At 61.4% G+C, this 12,263-nt stretch carries 12 protein-coding genes; 8 read left to right on the top strand and 4 right to left on the bottom strand.

The features are described 5' to 3' along the window. Positions 1 to 28: 28 nt before the first annotated feature. Genes H8F22_RS00645 through H8F22_RS00630 form a run of 4 tightly spaced genes read right to left on the bottom strand, consistent with a single transcriptional unit; the run spans position 29 to position 3,745 of the window. Positions 29 to 820 carry an ABC transporter permease gene (locus H8F22_RS00645; RefSeq protein WP_027923288.1) on the bottom strand — a complete coding sequence of 264 codons (792 nt, stop codon included), beginning with the start codon at positions 818 to 820 and terminating at the stop codon, positions 29 to 31. After that, positions 817 to 1,548 carry an ATP-binding cassette domain-containing protein gene (locus tag H8F22_RS00640; RefSeq protein ID WP_027923289.1) on the bottom strand — a complete coding sequence of 244 codons (732 nt, stop codon included), beginning with the start codon at positions 1,546 to 1,548 and terminating at the stop codon, positions 817 to 819. Before H8F22_RS00640 ends, H8F22_RS00645 begins: the two co-directional genes overlap by 4 nt. Further along, complete coding sequence (locus tag H8F22_RS00635; protein ID WP_027923290.1) at positions 1,545 to 2,519, bottom strand: YVTN family beta-propeller repeat protein; 975 nt, start codon at positions 2,517 to 2,519, stop codon at positions 1,545 to 1,547. Before H8F22_RS00635 ends, H8F22_RS00640 begins: the two co-directional genes overlap by 4 nt. A 41-nt stretch (positions 2,520 to 2,560) precedes the next feature. Continuing rightward, positions 2,561 to 3,745, bottom strand: coding sequence for an ABC transporter substrate-binding protein (locus tag H8F22_RS00630; protein ID WP_059181001.1), 1,185 nt, complete (start codon positions 3,743 to 3,745; stop codon positions 2,561 to 2,563). 405 nt (positions 3,746 to 4,150) lie between these two features. Here H8F22_RS00630 and pedF point away from each other — a divergent pair, with 405 nt between their 5' ends. The 8 genes from pedF (at position 4,151) to pqqB (ending at position 12,202) form a co-directional block, all read left to right on the top strand. Continuing rightward, on the top strand, positions 4,151 to 4,612 hold the full coding sequence (gene pedF, locus H8F22_RS00625; protein WP_027923292.1) for a cytochrome c-550 PedF: 462 nt from the start codon (positions 4,151 to 4,153) through the stop codon (positions 4,610 to 4,612). Positions 4,613 to 4,616: 4 nt separating this feature from the next. Beyond that, positions 4,617 to 5,492 carry a substrate-binding periplasmic protein gene (locus H8F22_RS00620; protein WP_194939615.1) on the top strand — a complete coding sequence of 292 codons (876 nt, stop codon included), beginning with the start codon at positions 4,617 to 4,619 and terminating at the stop codon, positions 5,490 to 5,492. A gap of 9 nt (positions 5,493 to 5,501) precedes the next feature. Continuing rightward, on the top strand, positions 5,502 to 6,263 hold the full coding sequence (locus tag H8F22_RS00615; protein ID WP_027923294.1) for a quinoprotein dehydrogenase-associated SoxYZ-like carrier: 762 nt from the start codon (positions 5,502 to 5,504) through the stop codon (positions 6,261 to 6,263). A 16-nt stretch (positions 6,264 to 6,279) separates the two neighbouring features. Continuing rightward, the gene (locus H8F22_RS00610) at positions 6,280 to 7,218 is read left to right on the top strand and encodes a quinoprotein relay system zinc metallohydrolase 1 (RefSeq protein ID WP_194939614.1); all 939 of its coding nucleotides are present in this window, start codon (positions 6,280 to 6,282) and stop codon (positions 7,216 to 7,218) included. Positions 7,219 to 7,361: 143 nt separating this feature from the next. Further along, entirely contained in the window at positions 7,362 to 9,137 is a 1,776-nt protein-coding gene (locus H8F22_RS00605; RefSeq protein WP_027923296.1) for a PQQ-dependent methanol/ethanol family dehydrogenase, read from the top strand. Positions 9,138 to 9,384: 247 nt separating this feature from the next. Then, the gene (gene exaC / locus H8F22_RS00600; protein WP_194939613.1) at positions 9,385 to 10,905 is read left to right on the top strand and encodes an acetaldehyde dehydrogenase ExaC; all 1,521 of its coding nucleotides are present in this window, start codon (positions 9,385 to 9,387) and stop codon (positions 10,903 to 10,905) included. A 256-nt stretch (positions 10,906 to 11,161) separates the two neighbouring features. After that, on the top strand, positions 11,162 to 11,233 hold the full coding sequence (gene pqqA / locus H8F22_RS00595) for a pyrroloquinoline quinone precursor peptide PqqA (protein ID WP_003253598.1): 72 nt from the start codon (positions 11,162 to 11,164) through the stop codon (positions 11,231 to 11,233). 54 nt (positions 11,234 to 11,287) lie between these two features. Further along, positions 11,288 to 12,202, top strand: coding sequence for a pyrroloquinoline quinone biosynthesis protein PqqB (gene pqqB, locus H8F22_RS00590; protein ID WP_194939612.1), 915 nt, complete (start codon positions 11,288 to 11,290; stop codon positions 12,200 to 12,202). Positions 12,203 to 12,263 lie beyond the last annotated feature (61 nt).

Genomic DNA, 12,263 nt, shown 5'->3' with positions numbered 1-12,263 from the left:
ACTCACTCCTAGAGTTGGATTTGGGTGGTCAGGTGGATTTGCGCAGGGCTGCGTGCTGAGGGTTGAAGGTGAGTACGGCGAGTAGCGCGAACACTACGGTCAACCCTGCACACACCGCCAGCGCCAGCGGATTGAAGCGTTCATAAAGGGCGAACCGCACCAATTCCACCGCATGGGTGAACGGGTTCACCGCGCACAACCAGTACAACCACTCGCTGGCTTCATGCATTTTCCACAGCGGATACAGCGCCGAAGACAGGAAAAACAGCGGAAAGATCACGAAATTCATGACCCCGGCAAAGTTCTCCAGTTGCCGAATGGCGTTCGACAGCAACAGGCCCAACGCGCTGAGCATCAACGCCACCAACAGTAATGCCGGCAACACGATCAATAACCCCATGGCCGGCGGTTGCACGCCATAGAGCCAGGCGATCGCCAAAAACGCATACACCTGCAACAGGGAAATCAGCGACGTGGCCAACAGCTTGCTGCACAGCAGAAAAGTCCGGGGCAGCGGGCTGGTCAGCAGCACGCGCATGCTGCCCATCTCGCGGTCGTAGACCATCGACAGAGAGCCTTGCATGCCGTTGAACAGCAGGATCATGCAGGCAAGACCCGGGATGATGTAGACCTCGTAAGGAATGTAGGTGTCATAGGGTTCGATAATGGCGATCCCCAAGGCTGCCCGGAAACCGGCCGCGAACACCAACAGCCATAACAGCGGCCGCACCAGGGCACTGAGAAACCGCGTGCGCTGCAACACAAAACGTAGCCATTCGCGCAGCACGATGCCGCTGAAGCAATGCCAGTACGCATTCATCGCGCCGCTCCTGAAGTGGTCAGGTGAGTGAAGGCTGAACCCAGATCACCGCCATGTTCCAGGCTCAGTGCATCGGCCTGTCCGCTGGCCACCAGCCGACCTTGATGGAGGATCAGCAAATCGTCGCTGGACTGCACTTCATCGAGCAAATGCGTGGTCCAGAGCACGCTGATGGCGTGGTCGCTGCACAAGGTGCGCAGGTGTTGATTGAGCGCCAGGCGACTGGCGGGATCGAGGCCGACACTGGCTTCGTCAAGCAGCAACAGGCGCGGCTCATGCAGCAGGGCCCGGGCGATTTCCACCCGGCGGCGGTGGCCGCCATTGAGTTCGCGCACCCGTTCGCGGCGGCGTTCGGTCAGGGCTTGACGGGCCAGTTCGGCGTCAACCCGGACACTGCTCTGGCGCCGGGACAGACCATGCAGCGCGGCGTGATACCGCAGGTTCTGCTCGACGCTGAGGTCCAGGTCCAGGGTGCTTTGCTGGAACACTACACCCAACTGCCTGAGCGCCGGTCGGGGCGCATCGCGCAATGAACAGCCGCCGACCCGGATGTCGCCGTGCTGAAGATCATAAAGCCGGGTCAACAGGGCGATCAGGGTCGATTTGCCGGCACCATTGGGCCCCAGCAATGCGGCGAAACGCCCCGGAGCCAACTCGAAGTTCACGTGACGCAAGGCTTCCCGAGTCCCATAGGCAAAACTCAGGTCGCTGACTTCCAGGGCGTTCATGGGGTCACCACCACGCCCCAGGGGTAGCGTCCGACTTTCACCGATTTGCTCACCTTGAGGCTGTCGACATCAATCACCGACACGTCACCGCTAACGCCGTTGGTGGCGAGCAGTTGCTTTTGATCGGGGGTGAACGCCAGCTGCCAGACCCGACGTCCGACCAACAGATAGTCGAGAATCTCGAACGTCCTGGCATCGATCACCGCCACATGGTTAGCCGGGCCCAGTGCGACGAAAGCGTACTTGCCGTCGGCGCTGAGCTTGATGCCCACGGGTTGGACCTTGTCCGGGTGCACGCCTTTGATCTGGAAGTTCAGGGTCTTGAGGGTCTTGCGGCTGGCGACGTCGAGAATCGTCACCGTGCCGCCGATTTCCGCTGACGCCCAGAGCTGTGAACCGTCCTGATTGAATTCGACAAAGCGTGGCCGCTGGTCCACCAGCGTGCTGTCGGCCAGGGTCTGGGTGCTGGTGTCGATCCAGTGCAGCATGTTCGTGGTTTCGCTGGTGTTCACGGCCCACTTGCCATCGGGACTGACGGCCATGCCTTCGGGCTCGACGCCGACGTTGATCTGGCTGAGCACTTTGGAGGTTTCGGTGTCGATCACCGTGACCAGCGCATCGTCTTCGTTGGAGACGTACAGCCAGCGGTTGTTGGGGTGCAGGGCGAATTGCTCGGGGTCTTTGCCCGAGGGCAGTTCCTTGATGATCTTGCGGGTGGCCACGTCCATTACCTGGACCCGGTCCGAATCGCTGGCGCAGATGTACAGCAGCTTGTTGTCATGGGACAGCAACAAGCCGCGTGGGCGCTGGCCGACGGGCAGGGTGTCGGTGACTTGCAGGGTCTGCATGTCGATCAGGCTCAGGCTGTTGTCCTTTTCGTTGGAGACCCACGCGGTGCTGGCCGCGGCATGCCCGGCGGCGAACAGCAGGGCCCCGGAAAGCAGGGAGCGGCAGAGCAGGGTGCGGCGCATGGCAGATTCCTTTTTTGTTGTCGTTCTTGTGGACAGTTGGATCAGGGAAAGCGGCAGCTGACCTCGGGTTTGTCGTAACCCAGGCTGTCCATTTCGTTGAAGGGATGCAGAAAGCCGTCCTGCGGCGACGTGCTGACCAGGGCGCGGGGCTGGACGATGGGAATCGGTTGGCGCAACTGGCCGTTCCACGCGCGATAACTGAGCTTGCGTCCCTTGAAACCATCCAGCGGCAGTTGATCGCTGAGTTCCAGCTGACGGATCGCCATCGGCTCGGTCTGGCGCAATTTGCTCACCGCGCTGGCGACGCTGCGCACGGCCATCCAGGCCGCGAAATCGCGGTCGTTCATCCAGCGACCGGTCAGGGCTTCAAAACGCTTTTGCAATTGCGCGGCGCCGTAGGTTTCCACGGTTTTGTGCCAACCCACCGGGGTCAGCCCTTGCGTGCCGGCGACGGGGCGCGGGTACCAGGTCTGGTAGGGCACGTATTCGCCGAAGTCGCCGCGTTCATCGGCCACCAGCACCACGTCATATTCGGCGGTCTGGGTGAACAGCGGCATGTCCGCCTGAGCACTGCGACGTTGGTCGTTATCAAAGCTCCAGGCCTTTTCCGCCACCAGTTGCAGGCCGAAGCGTTTTGCCGCGCGGCGCAGGGCAGCAGCGTAGGCTTGATCGTCGGCGGTCGGGCCAACGATCAGCAGCGCGCGTTGCCATTTGCGCACCACCAGAAATTGCGCCAGCGCATCGGCGAGCATCGCGCGACTTGGCAGGGTGTGCAGCACGTTCGACAGGCAATCGGTGGTCCGCAGGCGATCGTCGGGACTGCCGGCGTTGAATATCAGGCTGTCGGGCAGGGCGGCGCTGAGCTGGCGCAAGCTGTCGGCCGGGGCGTTCACCACAAACAGCCGCAGACCCTGCGCGTGCTGGGCGTTGGCCGCATCGAGCAAGGCTTCAGGGCTGTCGACGCTGGCGCTGACCAGCGCGTAGCTGTGGTTGAGAAAACGTCCGGTGCTGTTGCTGTCGGTGATCGCCAGTTCGGCGCCGCGCAGTCCGGCATCGCTCGGTTCGGGAATCACGTTCGACAGGAGCGGCCCAGGATCGGGCCGATAACCCAGGTAGCCGATCCGCACCTCCAATGGCGCCTGCGCAGCCTGGCTCTGAGTAGCCACGCCGGCGGCGCAGGCAATCGCCAGCAGGTAGAGCAAGGCGTAAGGGGCAAGCAGGCGCATAGGGCACTCCTTTACAGGTAGCGCCAGCATAGGAAGCCTGTGGAGCAGAGGAAATATGCAGAAAGTAGCGGAGAGCCAGTACCAAGGTAGTAACCCCTGCGTACCTGCGCGGTTTTAGCATGGAGCGACAACGGTCATCGCCCCGGAGGAGAACATCCGATTTCAGCGGTAACACAATTTTTGTAGCCGCTGGTGTTATGGCTTAACTGGCCGTTACTGACGCTGCCCGCTTCGCCGGGACACCAGGCCTGTTGGCGACGTACCCGAGGTGTGCATCCATCGCCTTACTACCAAGGGACTAGAAGGCGACCACCAAAGCAGCATGGGGTGTTGGCGATGCCGTTTCTAAGATGAGTGCCATAGCCTCTGCCAAGAGGTTTTGCGTGCAATCCTGAGGGCATAACAATGACAACAAAACGCAACGCCTTGCTCGTCGTCGGTCTGCTGGCCGGCTTTATCAGTGCAGGTTCCGTGTGGGCTCATGGCAACGTGGTGCCGCAAGCGGTTGAAACCCAGGGCCTGACACCGATCAAGGACGCCGGTGTAACGGTGGATGGCGATGGCTGGGCCGCGGCCAACCCCTATCGAGCCTCCCCGGAACACGACAGAGCCCTGGAAATCGGCTCGTCGGCCTACAACCAGAACTGCGCGGCGTGTCATGGCCTGGAAGCCAAGTCCGGCGGGATCGCCCCTGACCTGCGCCTGCTTGATGTCGGCGAGGCGGGTGACGAGTGGTTCGTCGAACGCGTGCGTCATGGCGCCGTGCGTGACGGTCGGGTCTACATGCCGAAAATGGCTGATTACCTGAGCCAGGAAGCGTTGTGGGCAGTGCGCACTTACCTGGACAGCGTTCACGTCGAGGAGTGATTCCATGCGTCTGCTCGCGGTGTTGATCAGTGCGCTGTGGCTGTGTTGCCAGACGGTGCAGGCGCAGGTTCGAAACTATGACGAAATGATTGCTGCCGGGGAGCTGAAAGTGGCGGTTTACAAGGACTTCGCCCCCTACAGTTTTGAGCAGGCCGGCCAGCCCCGAGGCGTCGATGTCGAACTCGCCGAGGCGCTGGCCAAGGCGCTCGGCGTACACCTGACGCTGATCTGGGCCCCTGCCGGGGAAAAACTCGATGACGATCTGCGTGATTACATCTGGCGCGCCAGTGCCTTGCACAACCAGCAGTTGGCCGACCTGATGATGCGTGTGCCCTATGACCGTGACTACGCCCAGAAGCGCAACGAGTTTGGCGAAATGGAAAACGGGCATGTGGTGATGTTCGGGCCCTATCAGACCGAACAATGGCAGGTGGCTTACGATCAACGCCGATTGGACAAGGTCGGCAGCGTGGCCGTGTTCGACTCGCATCCGATCGGCGTCGAGGTCGACAGCGTGCCGTCGTTCTACCTGACGTCGGTGTTCAACGGCATGCTCGCGGGCAAAACCCACCACTACCCGGGCGTACCCCAGGCCTTTGCGGCGATGAAGGCCGGTGAGGTCGACGCGGTCATGGCCATGCGTGGCGAAATCGACTGGCAAGTGCATGAGGCGGCCGACCCGCAATGGGCGTTGGCGCAAAACGCCTATCCGAACATGGGCAAGCAACTCTGGGAGATCGGCATGGCCGTGCACGAAAGCAATCGGCAATTGGCGTATGCCGTGGAAGAGGCGCTGGAAGGCCTGATCCGCGAGGGTTCCGTGAAGACGATCTACAGCCATTACGGCCTGCGGTATGACGTGCCGGAGATGTACCAATAGGAGCGGGTGATGAGCTGGCGAATCAAGTGTCTGTTGGCCTGCTGGTTACCTTTGGCCGCGCACGCCGCGAGTATCGATCCGGGCAAAGACCCGGTGCCCTCGGTGATGTGGGCGTTCTATCACAAGCAAATGCTCGGCGACGCGCCTTTTGTCTTCGATGACCGGGTCAAGCTGCTGGCGCCGCCGTTCGCCGAAGATGCCCGGCAGGTGCCACTGGAAATCGATGCGCGAGCGTTCAAGGGCGAGGTGGTGAAAATCCTCGCCTGGGCCGAGCTCAATCCGCTGCCGAAGATTGTCGACTTCCAGCCGCTGGATCGCGTGTTGCCGTGGTTGTCGATCCGTATCCGGATTGAACAGGCCACCCCTTTACGCGCCGCGGTCCTGACGCGCGATGGGCTGTGGCATGTCGGTTCGACCCTGATCGATGCGGCGGGCGGTGGTTGCACCGCACCCAGTGTGGTGCGTACCCAGCCCGGCTGGGAGGAACACCTCGGCGAGGTTTTAGGCGCGCGCTATCCGCGCACTGACTTCAGCCGTTTGCGCGTGCAGGTGGCGCATCCGATGGACAACGGCATGGTCAACGGCATCCCGGAATTTTTCATCAACCATGCCGAACTGCGAAGCGCGGATGATCAGCTGTTGGCGCGGCTGGAGCTGTTTCCTGCCGTCAGTGAAAACCCCAACCTGGCCTTCGACATCGAAGGGGCAGGGCAGACGCGTCTGATTATCCGGGACAACAGCGGCAATGAATTTGATGCGTCGATTCCCTGAGCCAAAGGAGCCTTTCATGCGCTGGATATTGCTGATGGTGTTGAGCGTCAGCCTGCCGGCCATGGCCGACCTTGAGTATTCGCTCAAGCCCCGGCAGATCGCCGAAGACACCTGGCTGCTGGAAGGCAGTACGGATAATTTCGCCAAGGCCAACGGCGGCAATATCGTCAACACCGCGTTCATTGTCACCGAACGTGGCGTGGTGGTCATCGACACCGGGCCGTCGAAACGCTACGGCGAGGCGATGCACCAGGCGATTGCCGAGATCACCGATAAACCGGTGGTTCAGGTGTTCCTGACCCACCATCATCCGGACCATGTGCTGGGAAATCAGGCGTTCGCTGACGTGCCCATCGGCGCGCTGGCGGGGACGACCGAGCTGTTGCATCAACAAGGCGATGCGATGGCCGAGAACATGTATCGAATGGTGGGTGACTGGATGCGTGGCACCGAAGTGGTGTTGCCCAATCAAGTCGTGACGCCAGGCGTACGCAGTTTTGGGAATCACGATTTACGCTTGCTGGGCCTGGGTGGGCATACGGGAGCGGATCTGGCTATTCTCGACCAGCGAACCGGCGTGCTGTTTGCCGGGGACCTGGTGTTTTATCAACGGGCCTTGACCACGCCCAACAGCCACGGGCTGTCTGTGTGGCTGGCGGACATCGCGACCCTGCAGGGCTTGCCCTGGACGCTGATCGTGCCGGGTCACGGCCCCGTGTCCAGCGACCCACAACCCTTCGAACAAATGCGCGACTACCTGACCTGGCTCGACCAGTTGCTGCAAGCGGGTGCAGCGAATGGCAGCGACATGGCCGAGATGATCCGCAGTCCGATCCCCGAACGTTTCGCCGGGATCACGCTGAGCCGTTATGAATTGATCCGCAGCGTCAGTCATTTGTACCCGCGCTACGAGCGTGGGCAGATGACCCGGGTGGATTCCGGCGCAGCCAGATAATGCTTGAACCCATGCGACCCGCTACTAAGGGATTAGGAATCTCCATATTGCGGGTAATTGTTGTCGGGGCGACGGCGCCCAAGAATCTGCACTACGCCGGGAAACTCTCCCGCGAATAACAAAAAACCGCAGAGGTAGCCGTCATGACTCAACCCGCACGTCGCCAGCCCTTCGTCTTGAGCCTGCTGCTCAGTGCCATGCTGTTGTCTGGCCAGGCATTGGCCGCGGTCACCGACCAGGACATTCTCCAGGACCCGAAAAACCCGGAGCAAATTGTCACCAACGGCCTCGGCGTCCAGGGGCAACGCTACAGCCCGCTGGATATTCTCAACGTCGACAACGTGAAGGAGTTGCGACCTGCCTGGGCATTCTCCTTCGGCGGCGAAAAACAGCGTGGCCAGCAGGCACAGCCGATGATCAAGGACGGCGTGATGTACATGACCGGTTCTTACTCGCGGGTGTTCGCGGTCGATGCGCGCACCGGCAAGAAGCTCTGGCAGTACGATGCGCGCCTGCCGGATGACATCCGTCCGTGCTGCGACGTGATCAACCGTGGCGTGGCGCTGTATGGCGACCTGGTGTTCTTTGGCACGCTCGACGCCAAGCTGGTGGCCCTGAACAAAGACACCGGCAAAGTGGTGTGGAGCAAGCAGGTGGCCGACCACAAGGAAGGCTATTCGATCAGCGCCGCGCCCTTGGTGATCAACGGCAAGCTGATTACCGGCGTGGCCGGTGGCGAGTTCGGTGTGGTGGGCAAGATCTCGGCGTACGACCCGAAAAATGGCGATCTGTTGTGGGTCCGCCCAACCGTCGAAGGTCATATGGGCTACGTCTACAAGGACGGCAAGGCCATCGAGAACGGCATCTCCGGCGGTGAAGCCGGCAAGACCTGGCCGGGTGACTTGTGGAAGACCGGCGGTGCCGCCCCGTGGCTCGGCGGTTACTACGACCCGGAAACCAATCTGCTGCTGTTCGGCACCGGCAACCCGGCACCGTGGAACTCGCATTTGCGTCCTGGCGATAACCTCTACTCGTCGTCGCGCCTGGCGCTCAACCCGGACGATGGCACCATCAAATGGCACTTCCAGAGCACGCCCCACGACGGTTGGGACTATGACGGCGTGAACGAGCTGGTCTCGTTCAACTACACCGAGGGCGGCAAAGAAATCAAAGCGGCGGCCACGGCGGACCGCAACGGTTTCTTCTACGTGCTGGACCGTACCAACGGCAAGTTCATCCGCGGTTTCCCGTTTGTGGACAAGATCACCTGGGCCACCGGCCTGGATAAAGATGGCCGGCCGATCTACAACGAAGCCAGCCGCCCTGGCGCTCCGGGTTCCGAACCCAAGGGCAGTTCAGTCTTTGTAGCGCCTGCGTTCCTGGGCGCGAAAAACTGGATGCCGATGGCCTACAACCGCGACACCGGCCTGTTTTACGTGCCATCCAACGAGTGGGGCATGGACATCTGGAACGAGGGCATCGCCTACAAAAAAGGCGCGGCATTCCTCGGCGCCGGGTTCACCATCAAACCGTTGAATGAAGACTACATCGGCGTGCTGCGCGCCATCGACCCGATAACCGGCAAAGAAGTCTGGCGCCACAAGAACTATGCGCCGCTGTGGGGCGGGGTACTGACGACCAAGGGCAATCTGGTATTCACCGGCACGCCGGAAGGTTTCCTCCAGGCGTTCAATGCCAAGACCGGCGAGAAAGTCTGGGAATTCCAGACCGGTTCCGGCGTCCTCGGCTCGCCCGTGACCTGGGAAATGGACGGCGAACAGTACGTGTCTGTCCTCTCCGGCTGGGGCGGCGCCGTACCGTTGTGGGGCGGGGAAGTGGCCAAGCGCATCAAGGACTTCAACCAGGGCGGCATGCTCTGGACCTTCAAGCTGCCGAAAGACCTGGTGGCCAAGCACTAACCCCCAGTCCACCGCATAACCCCTGTGGGAGCGAGCTTGCTCGCGATAGCGGTGTCTCAGTCACAGCAGTTCTGACTGAACAGACGCCATCGCGAGCAAGCTCGCTCCCACAGTGTTTTGTGTGAAACCTACGACCAAATAACGAGAGCCCTCCTGCCAACGGCGCATTCGTCCGGCACGCGGGGCTCTCTAGTATCGGTTCATCGCTTGTCGGCCCGACAGGCATCGACCCAGACAGAGGCCCACCATGATCTACGCACAACCCGGAACCCCAGGCGCCGTTGTTTCCTTCAAACCGCGCTATGGCAACTTCATCGGCGGCGAGTTTGTCGCGCCGGTCAATGGCGAATACTTCACCAATACCTCGCCGGTGAACGGTGAGGTGATTGCCGAGTTCCCACGCTCCAGCGCCGCCGACATCGACAAGGCCCTCGACGCGGCACACGCCGCTGCGGATGCCTGGGGCAAGACCTCGGCCCAGGACCGTTCGCGGGTGCTGCTGAAAATCGCCGATCGCATCGAACAAAACCTGGAACTCCTCGCCGTCACCGAAACCTGGGACAACGGCAAGGCCGTGCGCGAAACCCTGAACGCCGACGTGCCATTGGCTGCCGACCATTTCCGCTACTTTGCCGGGTGCATTCGCGCCCAGGAAGGCGGCGCTGCGGAGATCAATGAACTGACCACCGCCTATCACTTTCACGAGCCTCTGGGCGTGGTCGGGCAAATCATTCCATGGAATTTCCCGCTGCTGATGGCGGCCTGGAAACTTGCCCCGGCCCTGGCCGCCGGTAACTGCGTCGTGCTCAAACCGGCAGAACAGACGCCACTGTCGATCATGGTCTTCGCTGAGCTGATCGCCGATTTGCTACCGGCGGGCGTGTTGAACATCGTCCAGGGCTTCGGTCGTGAAGCCGGCGAAGCGCTGGCCACCAGCAAGCGCATCGCCAAGATCGCCTTCACCGGTTCCACCCCGGTCGGCGCGCACATCATGCATTGCGCCGCCGAGAACATCATCCCGAGCACCGTCGAACTGGGCGGCAAGTCGCCGAATATCTTCTTCGAAGACATCATGAACGCCGAGCCGCAGTTCATCGAAAAAGCCGCTGAAGGCCTGGTGCTCGCATTCTTCAACCAGGGCGAAGTCTGCACCTGCCCATCGCGGGCGCTGGTGCAAGAATCGATCTACGAGCCGTTTATGGCCGAGGTGATGAAGAAGATCGTCAAGATCAAACGCGGCAACCCGCTGGACACCGAAACCATGGTCGGCGCCCAGGCGTCGGAGCAGCAATACGACAAGATCCTCTCGTACCTCAAAATCGCTCAGGAGGAGGGGGCCGAACTCCTCACCGGTGGCGCCGCCGAACGGCTTGAAGGTGACCTGTCCAGCGGCTATTACATCCAGCCGACGCTGCTCAAGGGCCACAACAAGATGCGCGTCTTCCAGGAAGAAATCTTCGGTCCGGTGGTGGGTGTCACCACCTTCAAGGACGAAGCTGAAGCGCTGGCGATTGCCAACGACAGCGAGTTCGGCCTCGGTGCCGGCCTCTGGACCCGCGACATCAACCGCGCCTACCGCATGGGCCGGGCGATCAAGGCCGGGCGCGTGTGGACCAACTGCTATCACCTGTACCCGGCGCACGCCGCGTTCGGTGGCTACAAGAAGTCCGGCGTCGGTCGGGAAAACCACAAGATGATGCTCGATCACTACCAGCAGACCAAGAACCTGCTGGTCAGCTACGACATCAATCCGCTGGGGTTCTTCTAACCCTCGAACACACCGTAACCCCTATGGGAGCGGGCTTGCCCGCGATGAGGCCTGCACATTCAACATTGATGTTGACTGTCACGCCGCCATCGCGGGCAAGCCTGCTCCCACAGGGGTACTTCGGTGAATTTGAAAGTCCCGTACACCCCCTACCAACGCACCCCGCCATCTCCTTCGAAAGTAGCATTCGGGCGCCCGATGCCCCGTGCATTAATGGCTTTACCGGAATCGCCCGGCACAAGAAGAGGATTGACCCATGTGGACTAAACCCGCGTTTACCGATCTGCGCATTGGCTTCGAAGTGACGATGTATTTCGCCAACCGTTGATTGCTCACCCGGCCAGCCGTCGGGTTGGCCGGGCCTGCCTTTGGAGCCTCATTCATGCACATTCGCATTCTCGGCTCGGCTGCTGGTGGCGGTTTCCCGCAGTGGAATTGCAATTGCCACCAATGCGCCGGGATGCGCAATGCCAGCCTGCGGTCACAACCGCGCACCCAGTCCTCGATTGTCCTGAGCGACAACGGTGTGGATTGGGTGCTGTGCAATGCTTCGCCGGACATTCGTGCGCAGCTTGCGAGTTTTCCGCTGTTGCAACCGGCTCGCCAGTTGCGTGACAGCGCCATCGCGGGTGTCGTGCTGCTCGACAGCCAGATCGATCACTGCACCGGCTTGCTGAGCCTGCGCGAAGGCTGTCCGCATGCCGTCTGGTGTACCGAACGGGTTCACCAGGACCTGAGCAGCGGCTTCCCGCTGTTCAACATGCTGCGCCACTGGAACGGCGGGCTGCAGTGGCAACCGATCGGCCTGGATCGTCAGCCGTTCAGCATTCCTGCCTGCCAGCACTTGCGCTGGCGGGCGATTCCCTTGGTGAGCAACGCACCGCCGTATTCACCCAATCGCGGCCATCCGCAACCGGGCGATACGATCGGCTTGTTCATTGAAGACCGACGCAGCGGTGCATCGCTGTTTTATGCGCCGGGGCTGGGGCAAGTCGATGACGAAGTGCTGGGCTGGATGCAGCGTGCCGATTGCCTGCTGCTGGACGGCACTTTGTGGCGTGACGACGAAATGCGCGTCTGCGAAGTCGGCCAAAGTCTGGGCAGCGAAATGGGCCACCTGTCGCAAAGCGGCCCCGGCGGCATGCTTGAGGTGCTTGAAGGTTTTACCCGCCAGCGCAAGGTGCTGATTCACATCAACAACACCAATCCGATCCTCGATGAAGACTCGGCCGAGCGGGCCTTGCTGGAACGGCGTGGAATCGAAGTGGCTTATGACGGCATGAGTATTGAGCTGTAGCGGATGGCCCCATTGCGGGCAAGCCACGCTCCCACAGTTGATCGCGTGAACCTGTGGGAGC

It is taken from the genome of Pseudomonas mucoides (assembly GCF_015461845.1).
Lineage (GTDB): Bacteria > Pseudomonadota > Gammaproteobacteria > Pseudomonadales > Pseudomonadaceae > Aquipseudomonas > Aquipseudomonas mucoides.
Note: the sequence above shows the minus strand (reverse complement) of the source record. Positions and strands in the feature narration are given on the sequence as shown.